The 17,808-nt window shown below is 74.3% G+C and carries 19 protein-coding genes; 6 read left to right on the top strand and 13 right to left on the bottom strand.

Annotated features, from left to right (window positions below; translation table 11 throughout):
• Positions 1-6 precede the first annotated feature (6 nt).
• On the bottom strand, positions 7-402 hold the full coding sequence (locus ACFVXH_RS16740; RefSeq protein WP_387824186.1) for a hypothetical protein: 396 nt from the start codon (positions 400-402) through the stop codon (positions 7-9).
• A gap of 10 nt (positions 403-412) precedes the next feature.
• Entirely contained in the window at positions 413-1,312 is a 900-nt protein-coding gene (locus ACFVXH_RS16735; RefSeq protein WP_387824183.1) for a glycerophosphodiester phosphodiesterase, read from the bottom strand.
• Positions 1,313-1,485: 173 nt separating this feature from the next.
• Between ACFVXH_RS16735 and ACFVXH_RS16730 the strand changes: the two genes are divergently transcribed.
• From ACFVXH_RS16730 to ACFVXH_RS16720, 3 genes are all read left to right on the top strand, one after another.
• The gene (locus ACFVXH_RS16730) at positions 1,486-2,451 is read left to right on the top strand and encodes an oxidoreductase (RefSeq protein ID WP_387824180.1); all 966 of its coding nucleotides are present in this window, start codon (positions 1,486-1,488) and stop codon (positions 2,449-2,451) included.
• A 75-nt stretch (positions 2,452-2,526) separates the two neighbouring features.
• The gene (locus ACFVXH_RS16725) at positions 2,527-3,156 is read left to right on the top strand and encodes a histidine phosphatase family protein (RefSeq protein ID WP_387824178.1); all 630 of its coding nucleotides are present in this window, start codon (positions 2,527-2,529) and stop codon (positions 3,154-3,156) included.
• Positions 3,157-3,232: 76 nt separating this feature from the next.
• Positions 3,233-3,829, top strand: coding sequence for a TetR/AcrR family transcriptional regulator (locus tag ACFVXH_RS16720; RefSeq protein WP_387824175.1), 597 nt, complete (start codon positions 3,233-3,235; stop codon positions 3,827-3,829).
• 63 nt (positions 3,830-3,892) lie between these two features.
• Here the strand turns inward: ACFVXH_RS16720 and pqqE are convergent, their stop codons facing one another.
• The 6 genes from pqqE to ACFVXH_RS16690 are packed head-to-tail and all read right to left on the bottom strand — an operon-like array spanning position 3,893 to position 8,359.
• A complete protein-coding gene (gene pqqE, locus ACFVXH_RS16715) occupies positions 3,893-4,960 on the bottom strand; it encodes a pyrroloquinoline quinone biosynthesis protein PqqE (RefSeq protein WP_387824173.1) in 1,068 nt (355 codons plus the stop codon).
• Positions 4,948-5,187: a pyrroloquinoline quinone biosynthesis peptide chaperone PqqD gene (gene pqqD / locus ACFVXH_RS16710; RefSeq protein ID WP_049654686.1), complete on the bottom strand. Its 240-nt coding sequence runs from the start codon at positions 5,185-5,187 to the stop codon at positions 4,948-4,950. The genes pqqE and pqqD overlap by 13 nt, the downstream gene beginning before the upstream one ends.
• On the bottom strand, positions 5,184-5,858 hold the full coding sequence (gene pqqC, locus ACFVXH_RS16705; protein WP_049654684.1) for a pyrroloquinoline-quinone synthase PqqC: 675 nt from the start codon (positions 5,856-5,858) through the stop codon (positions 5,184-5,186). Before pqqC ends, pqqD begins: the two co-directional genes overlap by 4 nt.
• Complete coding sequence (gene pqqB, locus ACFVXH_RS16700; RefSeq protein ID WP_117486598.1) at positions 5,852-6,664, bottom strand: pyrroloquinoline quinone biosynthesis protein PqqB; 813 nt, start codon at positions 6,662-6,664, stop codon at positions 5,852-5,854. Before pqqB ends, pqqC begins: the two co-directional genes overlap by 7 nt.
• A 52-nt stretch (positions 6,665-6,716) precedes the next feature.
• Positions 6,717-6,878 (bottom strand): pyrroloquinoline quinone precursor peptide PqqA, encoded by a 162-nt coding sequence (locus ACFVXH_RS16695; RefSeq protein WP_107418802.1) that lies wholly within the window; start codon positions 6,876-6,878, stop codon positions 6,717-6,719.
• Between the two features lie 26 nt (positions 6,879-6,904).
• The gene (locus ACFVXH_RS16690; RefSeq protein WP_387824167.1) at positions 6,905-8,359 is read right to left on the bottom strand and encodes a glucose/sorbosone family PQQ-dependent dehydrogenase; all 1,455 of its coding nucleotides are present in this window, start codon (positions 8,357-8,359) and stop codon (positions 6,905-6,907) included.
• Positions 8,360-8,784: 425 nt separating this feature from the next.
• Here ACFVXH_RS16690 and ACFVXH_RS16685 point away from each other — a divergent pair, with 425 nt between their 5' ends.
• The gene (locus ACFVXH_RS16685) at positions 8,785-9,771 is read left to right on the top strand and encodes a winged helix-turn-helix domain-containing protein (RefSeq protein WP_387824164.1); all 987 of its coding nucleotides are present in this window, start codon (positions 8,785-8,787) and stop codon (positions 9,769-9,771) included.
• A 30-nt stretch (positions 9,772-9,801) separates the two neighbouring features.
• Here ACFVXH_RS16685 and ACFVXH_RS16680 read toward each other — a convergent pair whose 3' ends face one another.
• Both ACFVXH_RS16680 and ACFVXH_RS16675 read right to left on the bottom strand, forming a co-directional pair.
• Positions 9,802-10,371: a hypothetical protein gene (locus ACFVXH_RS16680; protein WP_387824161.1), complete on the bottom strand. Its 570-nt coding sequence runs from the start codon at positions 10,369-10,371 to the stop codon at positions 9,802-9,804.
• 112 nt (positions 10,372-10,483) lie between these two features.
• Positions 10,484-10,714, bottom strand: coding sequence for a hypothetical protein (locus ACFVXH_RS16675; RefSeq protein WP_049654693.1), 231 nt, complete (start codon positions 10,712-10,714; stop codon positions 10,484-10,486).
• Between the two features lie 126 nt (positions 10,715-10,840).
• On the opposite strand from ACFVXH_RS16675, the gene ACFVXH_RS16670 reads away from it, so the two are divergent.
• Entirely contained in the window at positions 10,841-11,452 is a 612-nt protein-coding gene (locus ACFVXH_RS16670) for a hypothetical protein (protein ID WP_380776723.1), read from the top strand.
• Here the strand turns inward: ACFVXH_RS16670 and ACFVXH_RS16665 are convergent.
• From ACFVXH_RS16665 to ACFVXH_RS16655, 3 genes are all read right to left on the bottom strand, one after another.
• Positions 11,443-13,737 (bottom strand): acyltransferase family protein, encoded by a 2,295-nt coding sequence (locus ACFVXH_RS16665; RefSeq protein ID WP_387824158.1) that lies wholly within the window; start codon positions 13,735-13,737, stop codon positions 11,443-11,445. The two genes, ACFVXH_RS16670 and ACFVXH_RS16665, sit on opposite strands and share 10 nt — an antisense overlap.
• A gap of 136 nt (positions 13,738-13,873) precedes the next feature.
• Positions 13,874-15,613, bottom strand: a complete 1,740-nt coding sequence (locus ACFVXH_RS16660; RefSeq protein WP_338016312.1) for a cellulose synthase catalytic subunit — start codon at positions 15,611-15,613, stop codon at positions 13,874-13,876.
• A gap of 281 nt (positions 15,614-15,894) precedes the next feature.
• Complete coding sequence (locus tag ACFVXH_RS16655; protein ID WP_049657166.1) at positions 15,895-16,473, bottom strand: GNAT family N-acetyltransferase; 579 nt, start codon at positions 16,471-16,473, stop codon at positions 15,895-15,897.
• Positions 16,474-16,829: 356 nt separating this feature from the next.
• Here ACFVXH_RS16655 and ACFVXH_RS16650 point away from each other — a divergent pair, with 356 nt between their 5' ends.
• Positions 16,830-17,750 carry a lysozyme gene (locus ACFVXH_RS16650; RefSeq protein ID WP_387824155.1) on the top strand — a complete coding sequence of 307 codons (921 nt, stop codon included), beginning with the start codon at positions 16,830-16,832 and terminating at the stop codon, positions 17,748-17,750.
• The last annotated feature ends 58 nt before the right edge of the window (positions 17,751-17,808 follow it).

Genomic DNA, 17,808 nt, shown 5'->3' with positions numbered 1-17,808 from the left:
ATGCGGCTAGGGCAGCTCCGGGGGCCGCAGGCCGTAGCGGCCCTCCTCGGTCCGCACGATCCAGTCGGGCTCGCCGAGCTTCGCCCGCAGCAGCGCCATCGGGTACCTCAGCTCGTGGGGGTGGAGCGTCGCGTCGTAGACCTTCCACAGGATCGTGTCCGGCGCGTGCGCGCCCTCGCCCAGCTCGATCAGGCCGCGCAGCAGCTTGACGTCCGAGCGGCGGAGCCGGACCTCACGGCCGTCCACGGTGACGACCTGGGTGTCCAGGTCGATGACGAGGCGCCCGTCGAAGGCGGTCAGCGAGCCCTGCGGCTCCAGGACCACGCCGAGATGCCGGCGGATCCAGTCCGCCCCGGCCTGTTCGTCCACCGGCCGGGCGCCCGCCGCGTTCTCCTGCTCCACGCCCGGCAGCCTAACCGGCGGCGCCCCGCGCCGACCAGGCCGCGCTCCAACCGGCCAGCTCTGCCGGTCGGTTGGTGATGATCCCGTCCACGCCCGCCGCCGCGAGCACCTGCCAGCGGGCGGGCCGGTCGACCGTCCAGATGTTCACCGCCACCCCGGCGGCGTGCAGCTCCCCGACCACGCCGGGGCGGGCGGACAGCGCGTCGTCCGCGAGGTTGTAGGCGGCCAGGCCGAGGTCGCGGGCGACCGCCACCGGGTCGGCGTCCAGGGTGGAGCGGAGCAGGCCGAGCGGCAGCTCGGGGGCCAGCTCGCGGGCGTACCGCAGGGCGTCCACCTCGAAGCTCTGGACGAGGACCCGGTCGGCCATGCCGTGGTCGCGCACCTCCTGGACGATCCGGGCGACCTCGTCGCGGCTGTGCGGGCCCTTGATCTCCAGCAGCAGCCTGCCGCCGCGGGTGCGCAGGTCCTCCAGCTGGGCGGCCAGGGTCGGCAGCCGGGTGCCCGCGTAGGCGGGGGCGAACCAGGAGCCGGCGTCCAGCGCGTCCAGCTGGGCGGCGGTCAGCTCGCGGATCCGGCCGGTGCCGTCGGTGGTGCGGTCCACCGTGTCGTCGTGCAGCACGTACGGGACGCCGTCCCTGCTGGGCTGGACGTCGTCCTCGATCCACTCGGCGCCGGCCCGGCGGGCCACCTCGTCGGAGACCAGGGTGTTCTCGGGCGCGGCGGAGGAGGCGCCGCGGTGCGCGTACACGGTCGGCGGCGCACTAGTCGGGCGCAGCCGGGCGGCGGACGGTCGTGCCGGTGCCCCGGTGAGCGCGACGGCGCCGAGGGCGGCCCCGAGCAGCGCGGCGACGAGGACGGCCCGTCGGGTGTAGGGGTGCCGGCGGTGCCGGGGGTGCCGTTGGGGTGTCATGTCCCGCACGCTACGGTCGGCGGGACGCGCCCTCGCCGCCGACACCGGTGTGCCCGGCCGACATGACGACGGACGGCGGAACGCCCGGCCACCCCTCCCCCAACCCGGCCACCGCCCCCCACCCTCATGGACATGTTCGAATCACTGGCGGTCAGGCCGGTTCAGTAGCGATCATGACCGGCATGACGTCCGCCACCACCCCCGCCACCACCGCAGCCGCCGCCGCAGCCGCCGCCGGCACCTGGAAGCTCGGCGACCGCACCGTCCACCGGATCGGCTTCGGCACGATGCGCCTGTCGCAGACCGGCCCGGCACTCGTCCCGCACGCCGTCCCGCGCGACCGTGAGCAGGCGCTGCGGGTGCTGCGCCGCGCGGTCGAGCTGGGCGTCAACCACATCGACACGGCGGCCTTCTACTTCTCCCCGCTGCGCTCCGCCAACGAGCTGATCAACCGGGCGCTCGCGCCGTACGCCGACGACCTGGTGATCGCCACCAAGGTCGGCCCCGGCCGCGGCATCGACGGCGAGTGGGTCGAGCACGCCCGCACCCCCGCGCGGCTGCGCGCCCAGGTCGAGCAGAACCTGCGCCAACTCGGCCGCGACCACCTCGACCTGGTGAACCTGCGCATCCTCGGCACCGACTCGGTCGCCGAACGCTTCGGCGCGCTGGCCGAGTTGCGCGAGGCCGGGCTGATCCGGCAGCTGGGCCTGTCCAACGTCCACCCGCACCAGCTCGCCGAGGCTCAGGCCATCGCGCCGGTGGTCTGCGTGCAGAACCCGTACGGCATCGGCGCCACGCCGGAGCAGGACGAGCTGCTGCGGATCTGCGGGGAGCAGGGCATCGCCTTCGTCCCCTTCTACGCGATCGCCGGGGCCGGACGGCAGGACGGCGCCGGGGAGGCCGAGCCCGCCCAGGTCCGGGCGGTGGCCGAGGCACGCGGGGCGAGCACCGCCCAGGTCCGGCTGGCCTGGACGCTGCACCGCGGCCCGCACGTGCTGGCCATCCCGGGCACCGGCGACGTGGCGCACCTGGAGGAGAACATCGCCGCCGGGGCGCTGCGGCTGTCGGCGGAGGAGCTGGCGCTGCTGGACGAGGCCCACACGGGCCGGGCCCACGCGGACGCGGCCCCCACGGGCTGAGCCGGAACCGGGCGCGGCCCCCGGCGTGTCACTCGGGACGACATGATCTTCGTCCCTCCCGAGGAGTCCCACGGCATGACCGACACCGCCACCCGCTACCTCTACCTGGCCCGCCACGGCGAGGCCGAGTCCCACGGCGACGACAGCGGACTCACGGCCGCCGGGCGCCGGCAGGCCGCGCTGCTGGGCCGGCGGCTGGCCGGCCGCCCGGTCTCGGTGCTGCACCACGGTCCGCTGCCCCGGGCGGCCGAGACCGCGCGGCTGGTCGCGGAGCAGCTGACCGGCGTGCGGCCGGAACCCTGCGAGGAGGCCGGGGACTTCGTTCCGTACGTGCCCGCGCGGGACGAACTGCCCGACGACAGCGCGCGGTTCCTGCTGGACTTCCTCGGGGGCACCACGGCGGCGGAGCGGGAGGAGGGCGCGGTGCTGGCGCGGCGGGCCGTCGAACGGTTCACCGGGCCGGTGCCGGGCCGCGAGGAGCGGCACGAACTGGTCGTCACCCACGCCTTCCTGGTCGGCTGGCTGGTCCGGCACGCCCTGGACGCCCCGGCCTGGCGGTGGCTCGGCGCCAACGCCGCCAACGCGGCACTGACCGTCCTGCGCTACACGCCCGGACGGCCGCCCGCCGTCCTGCTGCTGAACGATCAGGGCCACCTGCCGGAGGAGCTGCACTGGACCGGCTACCCGCCCCAGTACCGTTTCTGACGATCGGTCAACCACTGCTCAAGGGAGGCTCGAAGGCCCGTCGACACGAATATGCAGACCGGTCTACTATCGCCGCATGGGAGTCAAGGGTGAGGAGACCCGGGCCCGGCTGATCGCCGGCACCAGGGAACTGATCGAGGCGCAGGGCTACTTCGGGACGGGACTCAACCGGATCGTCGCCGCCACCGGCGCCCCGCGCGGCTCGCTCTACTTCCACTTCCCCGGCGGCAAGGACCAGTTGGTGGCCGCCGCGCTCACCCAGGCCGGCCAGGAGGTCGAGGCGCTGCTCGCCTCCCTGGCCGGCGAGGGCGCCGGCACCGTCGCCCTCGCCGGGCGGCTGATCGACGCCTTCGCCGAACGGCTGGAGCGCTCCCGGTACACCAGCGGCTGCCCGATCGCCACCGTCGCCCTGGAGGTGTCCGGCACCAACGAGGCGCTGCGGGCGCTCTGCGCCGAGCTGTACGCGGGCTGGCAGCGGATCCTGGCCGACCGGCTGGAGGGCGAGGGCTTCGGCCCGGCGGAGGCCCGGGTCGCCGCCGGGCAGACCCTCGCCCTGGTGGAGGGCGCCGTCCTGCTCGCCTCCGTCCGGCGCGACCCCGAACCGCTGGACCACGCCCGGCAGGCCGTCCGGCGGCTGCTCGGCGCCACGCAGGACCACGCAAGCGCCACCTGAACCCGAACACCGGACGGGCGACGGGCCGGCCGGACCGGGGACGACGGCCTGCGGAGCGGAGCCTCAGCGGCCGGCCGGATCCCGGTAGACGAGCTCCCCGCCCTGCCGGGCGGCGAGCTCCGCGATCAGGCCGTGGTCGGGCGACAGCGCGCACGCGGGATCGGTCCGCCCCGGGTCGCCGGTGAGGGCGAAGGCCTGGCAGCGGCAGCCGCCGAAGTCGACCTCCCGGAGGGCGCAGGAGGCGCAGGGCTCGGGCAGCCAGTCGGTGCCGCGGTAGGCCCGGAAGGCCGACGACTCGGACCAGATCCAGGCGAGGGCGTGGTCGCGGACGTTCGGCAGGTCCAGTGGGAGGTCGTAGGCGGCGGGGCAGGGCAGGACCCGGCCGTCGGGGGCGACGGTCAGGGAGACCGCGCCCCAGCCGCCCATGCAGGGCTTCGCGACGCCGTCGAAGTAGTCGGGGACGACCCAGACGAGTTCGACGCCGGTCCGCCGCCGTCGGCGCTCGACGGCCTCCCGGGCGCGGGCCAGCTGGTCCCGGGTGGGCATGAGGGCGGCCCGGTTGGCCAGCCCCCAGCCGTAGAACTGCGTGTTGGCGAGTTCGATGCGCACCGCGCCCCAGGCGATGCCGAGGTCCACGATCGCGTCGATGTCGTCGAGGTTCAGGCGGTGCAGGACGACGTTGAGGCCCAGCGGCAGTCCGGCCTCGCGGACCAGCGCGGCGGCACGCTCCTTCGCCGCGAACGACCGCCGTCCGGCGATCAGCTCGGAGGAGGCGGCGTCGGCGCCCTGGACGGAGAGCTGGACGCTGGGCAGCCCGGCCGCGGTCAGCGCGGCCAGCCGCTCCCGGGTCAGGCCGAGTCCGCTGGTGACGAGCTGGGCGTAGATCCCGGCGCGGTCGGCCCCCGCGACGATCTCGGTCAGGTCGCGCCGCAACAGCGGTTCGCCGCCCGACAGGTGGACGTGCGCGACCCCGAGTTCACCGGCCTGCGTCAGCACGTCCAGCCATTGACTTGTCGTCAGTTCTGCTCTGCGGGCGGTGAGTTCGAGCGGGTTGGAGCAGTACGGGCAGCGCAGGGGGCAGCCGTGGGTGAGTTCGGCCAGCATGGCCCAGGGCGGGTTCACCGCAGCCATCCCCGCTCCTTCAGGTCGTCGAGGAAGACCACGACGTCGTCGGCCCCCTCGGCCGGGAACTCGGTGGTGATCTCCGGTACGGTCCGGGTGCCGTCGCACAGTCCGACGATCGCGGCCGCCTCGGCACTGAGGACGACGATGCGCTCCGGGACGACCAGCAGCGTGCTGTTCCGCACCGGGCAGTGGCGCAGCCGCGCGTAGCCGCTCAGGGCCGGTCGCCAGGTCACGCCGGGGCCCGTTCGACGGCGTCGAGGAGGGTCCACAGCAGCTCGCACTTGTAGGAGAGCGCCGCGATGGCGGCCTCCTGCTCGGCCCGGGTGCGGGCCCAGGACAACACCAGGGACAGCGCCTCGTCGCTGTCCCGGCGGCCCTGGCCGACGCGGGTCCTGAAGTAGGCGAGGCCCACGGGCTCGATCCAGGTGTAGTGGCGCTCGAAGGCGGCGATCCGGGTGGCCATCAGGTCCGGCGCGAACAGTTCGGTCAACGAGGCGGCCACGGCTTCCAGGGGCGTTCCGTGGCGGCAGAGGTTGACGTAGCCGTCGACGGCGAGCCGCACTCCGGGCAGCACCCCGCGGCCCGAGAGCAGGTCGGCGCGGTCGAGACCGGCCGCCTCGCCGAGCCGCAGCCAGCGCTCGATGCCGCCTTCGTCGCCGTCGCCGCCGTCGTGGTCGGTGATCCGACGGATCCACAGCCGGCGCAGGGCGGGGTCCTCCAGCTTGGCGAGGATCAGCGCGTCCTTGACCGGGATGTGCCGCTGGTAGTGGAACCGGTTGAGGATCCAGGTGCGCAGCTCCTCCGGCAGCAGGAGCCCCTGGTGCATCCTCAGGTTGAAGGGGTGCCGGTGGTGGTAGCGGCGCTCGGGCACGGCCCTGAGCTCGCTCTCGAAGGTCGTCACCATGTGAGGACCGCTCCTTCCGCGGCCACCCCGAGGCCTCGGTCCGCCAGCTCCTCGTGGAGGGGGGAGTCCGGGTCGACGAGCGGGTTGGTGTTGTTCAGATGGGTGTAGAGGCACCGGGCGGACAGGGCGGCGAGCCGGTCGCGGGTGGCGAGCACGGGCAGGTGGCCCATCCCGGTGGCGGACTTCGTGGAGAACCCGGCGGTGCGGGGCTCCTCGTCGTCCCAGAAGGTGCCGTCGACCAGGACCAGGTCGGCGTCCTCGCCGAACCCGTCGGTCCAGACGCCGGTCGACGGCGCGTAGAGCAGTCCGCCCACCCGCAGGGCGCTCACCCAGTCCCCGTCGCAGGCGTCCCGGGCGTAGCGGGGGCGCTTGCCGGAGAGCGGTTCGAGCGCGACGCCGTCGAAGTCCCGCCAGCGCAGGCGGGTGTAGGGCGCGAGGACCTCGCCGAGGCCGAGTCCCTTGTGCACGGCGTCCCGGACCGCGTCGGTCGCCATGACCTCCAGCTCGTCGGCCTCGCGCAGCCGCGCCAGGCCGAGCGTGTGGTCGAGTTCGGCGTCCGTGAGGATCACGCCGGACAGCCGGGTGCGCCGGCCCTCGGGGTGCAGCCAGGGGCAGCGCTCGATCTGTTCGGCGATGTCCGGTGTGGCGTTCACGAGGTACACCCGGCCGGGCTCGGTCTCCACGGCGACGGACGCGTGCAGCCGCCGGCGCGACGGAACCGCGCGTGCCCCGGCACAGCCGGGGCACGCACAGTTCCACTGCGGGACACCGCCGCCGGCTGCCGTACCGAGTACGTGCAGTCGCACAGCGCTTCCTCCCTCTTCGAGTGGTGGTCCTACCGGTGCGGTGCGGTGGCCGCTACCGCTTGGCGAGGTAGTACGCCGAGACCTCCAGAGACGCCTCCACCACCTGGTAGCTCGGCTTGCGCCAACGGGCGCCTTCCGTCGGGGTGTTCGGCCGGTCGGTGGTGCGCTCCCGGGACTGCCGGGCACGCCTGGGCTGTTCCTCGTGACGGGTCATGACTGTCTCACCTCCGTGTCGGGGCTTCACTGCGTCGTGTTGTGGTCGTAGGGGACGGCGAGGATCGCGCCCGGATTCGCCAGGTGGGTGGTCGGGGTGCCGCCGTCGCCGCGGACCATGTGCTGGCCTTCGCTGTCGGTGGCGATGTACAGCGTCTTGCCGTCCGGGCTGAGGGCGACGTCGCGGTAGCGGTTGACGGTCCGGAAGAGCTCCTCGTACTTCTTGCCGTCCTTGGAGAGCCGGAAGACGGTGCCGTTCTTCAACGAGGTGACGAGGACGTCGTCCCCGTACACCTTGAGGCTGCCGGGCGCCATGGTCGGCCAGCACATGTAGGCGGAGGCGGCGTCGGGGCAGACCGGCGTGGTGCCGAAGTTGTGCCCGCTCTCGACGGTCGTCCCGTACGTGCTGAGCGGGGAGACCATGTCCTTGGTGAAGTCCGTCTCCTTCGTCGTCGGCACCTCGGCCGGCGGCGTGTTCGGGTCCGGGTTGTAGGTGAGCTTCTCGCAACCGCCCTTGGCCTGCGACCAGTTGGAGTAGACGTACGCCTTGTCGTCCTTCCACCCGGCGACGTTGGGCCAGCCGTAGTTGCCGCCCTTCGTGATGAGGTTGAACTCGTCGTCGGTGAGCGGGCCGTTCTCGGCCGTGTAGAGGTCCTTGCCGCCGAAGTCCATGCCGTCCGGGTTGCGCATGCCGTAGGCGTAGATGTGGCTGCGGGCACCGTTCAGCTCGGGGTTGTCGTCGGGGACGGAGCCGTCCGGGTTGATGCGGAGCACCTTGCCCTGGTACAGCGACCAGTCCGAGGCGGCGACCTGGGCGGCGGTCGGCAGGTCCTGCGCGTGGTTCGGCAGACAGTAGTCGGCCATGTAGTTGTGGCCCTGGTCGCCGATCGAGTAGTAGAGCTTGCCGTCCTGTCCGTACCGGATCCGGGCCGACTGGTGCTGGTTGTGCCCCGGCAGCCCCGTCAGGATGGGCTGTTCGTCGGAGAGCACGCCGTCCTTCGCGGTGTAGCGGACGATCTTCGTGGCCGAGTCGTTGCCGTTCTTGTAGGTGTAGGCGAGGTAGAGGTAGTCGCTGCCCTTGCCCTTGCCGAAGTCCGGGTGCAACGCGAAGCCCAGGACGCCGTCCTGCCCGTCCTGACTGTGGAAGGCCTTTCCCGTGAGGTCGAGGGCGGTGCTCTTGGCGCCGCTCTGCGGGTCGACCCGGGTGATCTTGAGCCCGGACTTCTCGCTGACCCAGAGCCGGCCGTCGGGGGCGTAGGCGAGCTCGAACGGGTCTCCCAGCCCGTCCGTCACCACCTTCACCTGCGTCTGCGGCGCCTGGGCGGCCTGGGACTGGGGTGCCTGGGACTGCACGGGCTCGGCGGTGACGACAGCGGGCTTCTGCGCGGCGGTGCCGCCGGACGCCGCTCCCCCGTTGTCGGAGCACGACGTGATCAGCGCGGCGGCGGGGATCAGGGCCAGTGCGACCGGGAGCTTTCTCATGATGCCTCCCACTCGTCATGGCGACGAGTGTCTGGTTTCCGAATGACCGGATTCGGCGATTCCGTACGGGACCGGACCCGCACAGTGCGGGCGCCCGGCGAGCGGGCCATCGCCAACGGTGGGGGGGGCGCCACCGGCGGCGTACGGCCGCCCGGCGTCCCGATCCTCACCGTAGGTCGGGCCCCCCGGATCCGCACCCCTCGTTGACCCGGTCGCGTGGCCCGGGGGGCGGGGTCCTGCTCGACAGCAGCGCGGCGAAAAGGCCGCGATGGCGCGGGCCAGGATCACCGCGTGGCGCGGGCGCTTCGCATCCATCCGATCGCACCCCGGTCGTCGCAGCTGCGCTTGCCCCTCCCGTCCACGGCTTCCACTGGCATCATGGACGGGAACTGACTCTCCGTCAGTTCCCCATCACGGGAGGCGGGATGGCGTTCCGGTTCCACTTCACCGGCGAGGATCTGGCGCGCACCAGGGTCGCGGGGGCGATGGCGGCGATGGTGGAGCTGAACGTGGCGGTGCGCGTCCTGCGGGACCGCAACCACGAGGCGCGGTTCGGGGCCTGGCGGCGGACGGCGCGCGGGCGGCTGGGGCCGCAGGCCCGGATGGTCCTCGACCTGGTGCCGGTGCACGGGGTGTCACCCGGCTTCCTGAGTCCGCCGGGGGCCCGGAGCGTCGCGGAGCTACTGGAGGGCGTCGCCGCCACGCCGGCCGGGCGGATCCGCGCGGACCTCGCCGACGCGGCGGCCACCCGTCCGCTACCCGGCTGGGCCCGTACGCTCGGCGAGGACCGTGACCTCATGCGCCGCCTGGTGGAGGCCCTCGGCCACGTCCACGACGTCCTGCTCGCCCCGTACCAGGCGTCCGCCGAGGACGCGTTGGCCGCGGACCGCGCGGTCCGCGGACGCGATCTGCTGCACGGCGGCGTGGAGCGGCTCTTCGAGCGGCTGCTGCCGGGCCGGATCCGCTGGGAGGCCCCGGTCCTGCACGTCGAGCTGGCCTCCGGGCTGGACCGGGACATCCACCTCGACGGCCGGGGGCTGCTGCTGGTCCCGTCCGTCTTCGTCACGGGCGCACCCGTCGTGATCTACGACACCGAGCCGCAGCCGATGCTGGTCCATCCCGCGCACCAGCCCACCGGAGCAGGGCTGTTGGCGGCGCCGCACGGGTCGTCACCGGCTCTGGACGCACTGCTGGGCCGCACCCGCGCCGCCGTGCTGCGGACCGTCGCGCAGCGGGAGGGCTGTACGACCGGGGACGTCGCCGCCGCCGTCCGCATCTCCGCGGCGAGCGCCAGCGAGCACGCGACGGTGCTGCGGGCGGCCGGGCTGGTCACCACCCTGCGGGACCGCAACACGGCGATCCACACCGCCACCGCGGCCGGGCTGACGCTCCTCGCCGCCGCTACGGGCTGAGGCCCGGCCCCGTGCGGGCGGGACCGAGGCTCACGCCCCCGTGCTGGACGGCGAGTTGACCCGCTGCGGCGCCGCGTCCGGCCGGCCGGTCTCCTCGGCCTCCCGGACGACCACCGCGTCCCCGGCGGCGGCCGCGCTCGCGAAGAAGTCCCGCAGCTCGCGCAGGTCGTGGACGACGAGCGCCGCCCAGGTCTCGGACCAGGGCGTCGGGTACCCGAGGTGCGCGGCCGTGCGGGCGAGCACGCTGTTCTGCTGGCGGACGAGTTCGCCGAGCGCCGAGCCGCGCAGGAAGGCGGAGGCCGCCACGACCTGTTCGGGGCGCAGCACCGGCATGGCGCCGCCCGGCAGTGCCCCGTCCGATTCGTGCCGCCCGCCGCCGTAGACGGGCAGTCGGGCAGCCGGGTCGGGGTGCAGCCCGTTCTCGGTGAGCGCGAGTTCCATCAGGACGGCGGTGCGCCGCACGCCGAGGGCGAGCCCGGCGGCGGCCAGCCGGTCGTACCGGAGGTCGCGGTCGCGGGGCACGAGTTCGCCGAGTTCCTCCGGCGAGCAGGTGTCCACGGCCTGACCCGGCAGGCGGCGCCAGAAGTGATCCACACTCACCCGCCCAGCGTAACGAAGTCGCGGGGTGCCGATCCCGCGCCGAGCCGTTCAGACCTCGTCAAACCGGGGTTCGGGCCCCGTCAGGCCGCGTTCGGGCCCAGTCGGACCGCGTTCAGGCCTCGCCGGCGTGCCAGGCGGGCCATTCCCAGGGGCGGTCGGCCCAGTGGACCCGTTGGGGGTCGCGCGGGTCGAGGTCGGGGAAGAGCTGGTGGACGCGCGGCTCGAACTCCTCCGGTGCGAGCGGCTCCCAGCCGTGGCCCTCGAAGCGGACGAGGCGGTAGCGGCTGTCGGTGCGGAACTCGGCCACCTCGACCAGGGGGGTGGCCGTGCTGTTGGTCTCCATGCCCCCCAGCATGTGGCGCGGTGGCAATCAACGCCCGTCCAGACCCCTCTTCCGGGTCATGTCCCGGCGTCGGCGCGCTCGTTGAGCACAGCAAGGTTCTAGGGGGGCCGCTGGAAGGACGAGCACATGACTGGGCAGCCCACCGGAGGGCAGTGGCAGTGGCCGCAGAACGCTTGGCAGCCGCCGCCGGTTCCGACAGATCCGCTACCGCCGTGGTCCACCGCCACACCGCCGAGGCGCCTGTCGCGCAAGGCCTGGACGGCCGCGATGGTCGGCACGGGCGCCGTGCTGGCGTCCGTCCTGGCGATGTGCGGGCCGGGGTCGGGTGACGAGCTCAGCGTGGCGGCGCTGCCGGACGCCTCGCCCACCGCCTCGGACTCGACGGCGGCGCGGCTGCTGCCGGTCTCCCCGTCGCCGGTCACGCCGGCGCCGTCACCGCTGCCGCCGCCCACCCCGGGCGCGGCGGTCCCGGTGACCGGGCCGGGCACGGCGCCGGCCGCGTCCGGTGCCGGGGGCAGCGCGACGCCCGACGCCCAGCATGCCTCGGCGAGTGCGCGCCCCAAGCCGGGGCACAGCCCGCACACCAGCACGCCGGCCCGTGGCCCGTCGGGCGCGCCCGCCCCGGCGAGCACCGGGGCGGGCGGCGGCCAGAACACCATCTGCGACCAGGCCGAGCGGGCGGGCCACTGGCCGCCCGGCTCGGACCAGGCCCGGGTCTGCCACAGCCTCTACGGCTGACCCGGCTGTCCCGGCAGCTCCGGCTGAATCTGCTGGTCCGGCCGGTCCGACGTCGGCCCGGGAGCCGCAGACGCGGCCGAGGCGCCCGGACCCGCCGGTGCCACGGACGCCCCCGGGGCGCCCAGGAGCCCCCTGTCCAGCCGCGGCGCCAGCACCCGCGCCAGGGTGTCGGTGATGTGACCGGTGTCCCGGTACAGCACCACGCCCTCCAGCACGGCCGGGCAGGAGGGCCCGGTGCCGGGGCAGAGCAGCGGACCGAGGTCGAGGGTCCGTACCCCGTACCGGGCGGCGAGTCCGCCGTCCAGTACGGGGTCGGGCTCGAACGCGGTGTCGCGCGGGAAGAAGCAGGCGTCGGAACGCCCGTCGGAGGCGGCCAGGCAGGTCGGGATGTCCTTGCCGGGCATCGGGGTGTCGCCGAGGTAGGCGAGCGGGGCGCCGAGCGCGGTGAGCCGGTCCAGGGTGCGGGTCCAGCCCTCGGTGCGCTCCTCCGGGCTGCCGTAGCGGTTGAGGCCCGCCATCAGGACCAGCCGCGGCTTGGGCCCGGAGGCCAGCCGGGTGAGGGTGTTCTCGCGCCAGCGGTCGCACTCCTCGAAGGTCCGGCCGAGCACGTTGTTGCGCACGGTGAGGGTGGCCAGCGGGCAGCCGGGCTTGACCAGCACCTCCAGGGCCCAGTGCCGCTGCTCGGCGAGGGCGAGGCCGGCGGAGATCCACTGCCCGGCGTGGGAGTCGCCGAGCAGCACGATCCGGTCGGGGCTGTCCTCGGCGCCGAAGAGGCAGCGCGGGCTGCTGTCGGCGTTGAGCGGGATCTCGCAGCCCTTGCCGGGCGGGAAGTCCTCCCGGGCCCGGGCCAGCGAGGGCGTCAGGGTGAGCACCCGGGTGCCGGGGGCGAGCAGGCCCGGGCCGTCGGCGGCTCCGGCGGGCGCCGCGACGGGCCCGGAGGAGGGGTCGCCGAGGGCCCGTACGGTGCCGCCGCCGAGGGTGAGCGCGGCGATCAGCGGGATGACCAGGGCGCTGGCGCCGACGGCGAGCCCGCGCCGGGGTGCCGGGCTGCTGCCGTACCGCAGCGGCTGTTCGACCAGGCGCAGGGTGAGCCAGGCGGGCAGCGCGCTGGCGGCGGTGAGCGCGAGCAGGGTGGTCCAGGGCAGGGCGCCGTACCGGGCCTGGGCGATGGTCAGCACCGGCCAGTGCCACAGGTACCAGGCGTACGAGAGCCGTCCGGCGGCGCGCACCGGGCGGGTGGCGAGCAGCCGTCCGGCGTCGGCGGCGCCGGGGCCGTCGTGCCCGGCGGCGTGTCCGGCGAGCAGGACGGCGGCGGTGCCGAGGACGGGCAGCAGCGCGGCGGTGCCGGGGAAGGGGGTGTCGCGGTCGTACAGGACCACCGGTGCGAGCACGGCCGCGAGGCCGAGCCAGCCGACCACCCGCAGCGACCACACCACCGGGCGCCGCTCGGCGCGGGAGAGCAGGGCCGGGCCGGCCAGCGCCGCGCAGGCGCCGGCCGCGAACTCCCAGAGCCGGCTGCCGGTGGAGAAGTAGGCGAGCGGCGCGGAGGTGGCCGTCCAGCGCAGGCAGAGCGCCAGGGAGACGCCGCCGACGGCCACCGTGGCGAGGGTGATCGCGAGGGTGCGGCGGCGCCCGCGCAGGTAGCGGGCGAGGCCGAGCAGCAGCACGCCCCAGAGCAGGTAGAACTGGTTCTCCACGCCCAGCGACCAGAAGTGCTGCAGCGGGCTGGGGTCGTGTTCGGCGGCCAGGTAGTCGGTCTGCTGGCCGACGAAGCGCCAGTTGGCGAACTGCCCGGCGGAGGCGATCAGGTCGCGGGCGAGGTCGGTGCCGCGCAGCGGGTCGAGCAGGGCGCCGCCGGCGACGGCGGTGGCGACCAGCACGGTGGCGGCGGCGGGCAGGATCCGCCGGGCGCGGCGGGCGGCGAAGTCCCACAGGCCGAGCGGGCGGCCGACGAGCAGGCCGGTGATCAGGAAGCCGGAGATGACGAAGAAGACGTCGACGCCGACGAAGCCGCCGGTCAGGCCGGGTACGGCGGAGTGGAAGGCGAGGACGGAGAGCACGGCGACGCCGCGCAGCCCCTCGATGTCGGGGCGGAAGGCGGTGCGCCGGCGGGCCTGCCCGCTCTCGGCGACGGTGGCGCGCTGCGGGGCGGCGAGTTCCCGGTCGACCCGGACGACGCCGGGCAGCAGGTCGACGCCTGGGCCGGACGCGGCGGAGGTCGGAACGGAGGGCTGGACGTCAGCGGAAGAGGAGGACGACGACGGTGGTGGTACGGCCGTTGACACGGCGGTGCTCCTTGCAGGGCTGGCAGCGGTTTGTCGGGCCCGCCGGGCCGATGGGGCGGCCGGGCGGTGTCCGCGCCGGTGGGGCGACGCGCAAGGAAACGCAACAGGCAGGTGTTGCAGTGGAAGTGACGGTCCGTCAGAAGATCAGTGGGTCGGCCCAGCCGGAGGCCAGCAGCCCGCACAGCAGCAGCGCGGCGGTGACGGCGACGGCCTCGGCCCGTCCGAACCCGAGGTCGGAGCGGCCCGGTGCGGGCGCGGCGACCTCACCGACGGCGGCGCCCTTGCCCCCGTTGGTCCCGTTCAGCAGCGGCCACAGCTCCCGGATCAGCGGGACCATGGTGTAGGTGGTGAGCGCGAGCAGCCCGGCGAGCGCCCAGTACGGCCGCCAGCCGTACAGCAGCGCGGCCCGGACCAGCCCGGCGGCGCCCGCGAGGACGACGAGCCCGAGCCAGGCGACCCCGATCCGGGCGACGGTGCGGGCGAGCGTGCTGCCGCCGGAGACGGCGCCGGTGGGCACCCAGTCGGCGGAGCGGCGGCGCAGCGCGTGCGCGATGGCGACCACGTGGCAGAGCCCGCCGAGGAGTTGGACCCGGGTGACCTCGAAGCGCCAACGGGTGCGGGACATCGCGGGCAGCAGCACCAGGGCGACCCAGATCGGCGGCAGGAACGGCAGCACCTGCCAGGGCTGGATCTCCTCGGGGCGGAAGAACAGCATGATCAGGGCGGGCAGCGGTACGGCGAAGACGTTCACCGCGCTGGTGACGTAGCCGAGGATGCCGTTCCAGAAGCAGAGCCGGGCGGACTTCGGCAGCGGGCCGCGGCGGAAGTCCGGGTCGCGGACGAGCGCCAGGGAGCCGAGGCACCAGCGGTACTGCTGGCTGATGAAGGCGGGCAGGCCGGTGGGCGACATGCCCTTGGCGACCAGCGCGGGGACGTAGCGGGTGGACCATCCGGCGCGGGCGAGGGCCAGGCCGGTGTAGAGGTCCTCGCTGTGGTCGATCTCGGCGAAGCCGCCGATCCGCTGCAGCGCGGCGCGGCGGTACAGGGCGTTGGTGCCGCAGCAGACGGTGCCGTCCTGCGCGTCCCGGGAGGGCTGGATCCAGCGGTAGAAGATCTCCTGGGTGGCTCCCGCGGCGCGTTCGAGCCAGGACATGTCGGCGTCCGTGTCGAAGCACTGCGGGCTCTGCACGATGCCGACCCCGGGGTTGTCGAGGTAGGGCACCAGGTGGTGCAGGAAGTCGGGGCGGGGGCAGAAGTCGGCGTCCAGGACGGCGACGATCTCGCCGGTGCCCTCGGCCAGGCCGTGGTTGAGGTTGCCGGCCTTCTTGAACCGGCCCCGGTCGGGGCGGGCGTGGTAGCGGAAGCCGTAGGACTCGGCGAGTTCGCGCACCTCGGGGCGGCCGGCGTCGTCGAGGACCAGGACGGTCAGCTCACCGGGCCACTGGACGGCCGCGGTGTACCGGTAGGCGTTGTCCAGGACGGCCAGCGGTTCGCCGGCGGTCGGCAGCAGCAGGTCCACGCTCGGGGCACGGGCGGGGCTCCAGGCGCGCAGCAGCAGGTCGTGCGAGTCGCGGGTGAAGCGCCGGGCGCGCTGGCCGTCGGTGAGCGAGAGCAGCCAGGTGGCCGCGTTGAGCACGGTGAGCACCAGGAAGGGCCAGAGCAGCGGCTTGCTGAGGGCGAACAGGCCGAGCGTGGCGGTGGCTCCCGCGTAGGAGAGGGTGGCGCAGAGCAGCACCCAGCGGCGCTGCGGGCCGAAGTACCAGTAGAGCTCCTCGTCGTCGGGCGGGCTGGGCAGCCGGTGGTCGTCGGGGTCCGCGGGTGTCCGGCGCGGACCGGTGTCGGGTGCGGGCATGGCGGTGCCATGGAGAACGGGCATGCGGAAATGGCCCCCCTGGGCAGCGGACGGAACGTGGCCGTTCGCGCTCAGCCTCTCACATTGGCCTAGACCAATCATGAACGAGGTATGACATCTCCGCATCGCCCCAGCTCAGCGAGTTGACGGCGGATCACCTGCGGAAACCCGGTCCAGCGGAACTGAACCGAACCCCGAGGGCGGGCCGTTTCCGAGGCCGTCAACCACCGGTACGACTACTGGTACGACCGCCCGGACGACTCGACCCCGGCTCCCACTCAGCCGTCAACTTCCGTACACGGACGTCAATTCCCCGCGGACTCCGCCTTCAACTCCTTGACGAGGTGCGCGAACCGAAGGTCCGGCCGCCGCGGGATGCCGAAGCGCTCGTCGCCGTACGGGAACGGGCTGAACTCGCCGGTGCGCCGGAAGCCGCGCCGCTCGTACCAGGCGATCAGCTCGGCGCGCTGCTCGATCACCGTCATCTCCATCGCGCCGACGCCCCACTCCTCGCCCGCCACCCGCTCCGCCTCGGCCAGCACGGCCCGGCCGATGCCGCCGCCCTGGAGGCCCGGACGCACCGAGAACATGCCGAAGTAGGCCAGGCCGCCGCGCCGCTCCAGCTGGCAGCAGGCGACCAGCTCGCCGTCCCGCTCGGCGAGCAGCACCACGCCGTCGGGGTGGCCCACGGCCTCGGCGACGGCCTCCGGGTTGGTGCGCCGGCCGCCCAGCAGGTCCGCCTCCGTGGTCCACCCGGCCCGGCTGGAGTCGCCCCGGTAGGCGGACTCGACCAGCGCGACCAGCGCCGGGACGTCGGCGGGCGTGGCGGGCCGGAACACGGGCTCCCCGGCGGGCCGGGCGGAGTCGGTGGCGGTCTCGATCATGGGTGGTCTCTCCTCACGTGCAGGGGGCCGCCCGTGGTGGCCGGCCCGCGGGCATCGTGCCACAGCGCCCCCGCCGCACCCGGCGCCGCCTCCGCTGCCCGCCCCTCTCCCGGCCCCTCTCCCGGCCCCTCCGTCGCCCCCGCCACCGATCCCTCCCCGGGGCCGGCCGCACCGGCAGAACCGGCAACGCCGGTTGCCGGTCATGGCGTTCCGACCGAGGTGACGTGCGTTCACCATGTGAAAAAAGATGCCTGGTGGCGGTGCCAGGTACATGGCTACTCTGCGGTACGGCCGGTCAGACCCCGGCCGAACCGGGTCATTTCGACCTTCCCCACGCTCGGACCAGAGGAGTGCTCATGCCCCGCTCTTCCCGCTCCGCCCGCACCACGGCCACCATCGCGAGCACCGCCGCGAGCACCGCCGCGGCCGCCAGACCGGCCCGCCGCCGACTGCCCGCACTGGCCGCCCTCGCCGCCGCGACCGCCCTGGTCGCCGGCGCCGCCGCCCCCGCGTACGCGGCCGACCCCGCCCCGGTCGCCCCCGTCGCCGAGGGCCGTCCCGGCTTCCACCCCGAGCAGGACTTCGCCGGCTCCACCGTCGCCGCCCGCGAGGGGCGAAGCACCGCCGCCCCGTTCGCCTCCCTCGCCGCCACCCAGACCCCGGGGCTGGACGTCTCCGGCTACCAGGGCAACGTCAACTGGTCCTCGGTGGCGGCCAACGGCGCCAAGTTCGCCTACGTCAAGGCGACCGAGGGCACCGGCTACACCAACCCGTCCTTCGCCCAGCAGTACAACGGCTCGTACAACGCCGGCCTGGTCCGCGGCGCCTACCACTTCGCGCTGCCGAACGCCTCCTCCGGCGCCACCCAGGCCAACTACTTCGTCAGCCACGGCGGCGGCTGGTCCGCCGACGGCAAGACCCTGCCGCCCGCGCTGGACATCGAGTACAACCCCTACGGCGCCACCTGCTACGGCCTCAGCCAGAGCGCCATGGTCAGCTGGATCCGCGACTTCAGCAACACCGTGCACTCCCGCACCGGCCGCTACCCCACCATCTACACCACCACCAACTGGTGGAGCCAGTGCACCGGCGACAACGGCGGCTTCGGCACCACCAATCCGCTCTGGATAGCCCGCTACGCCTCCTCCGTCGGCACCCTGCCGAACGGCTGGGGCTACCAGACCTTCTGGCAGTTCGCCGACTCCGGCACCTTCCCCGGTGACCAGAACTACTTCAACGGCGCGGCCGACCGCCTCCGCGCCCTCGCCCTGGGCTGACCCCGCGCAAGAACGTCGCCCCCGGCCGGAACCGGGGGCGACGTCCGGGAGGTACGGA

Origin of the sequence: Kitasatospora sp. NPDC058184 (genome assembly GCF_042883725.1) — a bacterium.
Taxonomy (GTDB): Bacteria; Actinomycetota; Actinomycetes; order Streptomycetales; family Streptomycetaceae; genus Kitasatospora.
Note: the sequence above shows the minus strand (reverse complement) of the source record. Positions and strands in the feature narration are given on the sequence as shown.

Coding starts and splice junctions, on each gene's coding strand:
- ACFVXH_RS16670 (WP_380776723.1), top strand. CDS start 10,841: ATGACTGGGCAGCCCACCGGAGGGCAGTGGCAGTGGCCGCAGAACGCT.
- pqqC (WP_049654684.1), bottom strand. CDS start 5,858: ATGGTGACGACCTTCGAGAGCGAGCTCAGGGCCGTGCCCGAGCGCCGC.
- ACFVXH_RS16690 (WP_387824167.1), bottom strand. CDS start 8,359: ATGAGAAAGCTCCCGGTCGCACTGGCCCTGATCCCCGCCGCCGCGCTG.
- ACFVXH_RS16720 (WP_387824175.1), top strand. CDS start 3,233: ATGGGAGTCAAGGGTGAGGAGACCCGGGCCCGGCTGATCGCCGGCACC.
- ACFVXH_RS16725 (WP_387824178.1), top strand. CDS start 2,527: ATGACCGACACCGCCACCCGCTACCTCTACCTGGCCCGCCACGGCGAG.
- ACFVXH_RS16675 (WP_049654693.1), bottom strand. CDS start 10,714: ATGGAGACCAACAGCACGGCCACCCCCCTGGTCGAGGTGGCCGAGTTC.
- ACFVXH_RS16695 (WP_107418802.1), bottom strand. CDS start 6,878: ATGACCCGTCACGAGGAACAGCCCAGGCGTGCCCGGCAGTCCCGGGAG.
- ACFVXH_RS16650 (WP_387824155.1), top strand. CDS start 16,830: ATGCCCCGCTCTTCCCGCTCCGCCCGCACCACGGCCACCATCGCGAGC.
- ACFVXH_RS16660 (WP_338016312.1), bottom strand. CDS start 15,613: ATGCCCGTTCTCCATGGCACCGCCATGCCCGCACCCGACACCGGTCCG.
- ACFVXH_RS16685 (WP_387824164.1), top strand. CDS start 8,785: ATGGCGTTCCGGTTCCACTTCACCGGCGAGGATCTGGCGCGCACCAGG.
- pqqE (WP_387824173.1), bottom strand. CDS start 4,960: ATGGCTGCGGTGAACCCGCCCTGGGCCATGCTGGCCGAACTCACCCAC.
- ACFVXH_RS16730 (WP_387824180.1), top strand. CDS start 1,486: ATGACCGGCATGACGTCCGCCACCACCCCCGCCACCACCGCAGCCGCC.
- ACFVXH_RS16655 (WP_049657166.1), bottom strand. CDS start 16,473: ATGATCGAGACCGCCACCGACTCCGCCCGGCCCGCCGGGGAGCCCGTG.
- ACFVXH_RS16735 (WP_387824183.1), bottom strand. CDS start 1,312: ATGACACCCCAACGGCACCCCCGGCACCGCCGGCACCCCTACACCCGA.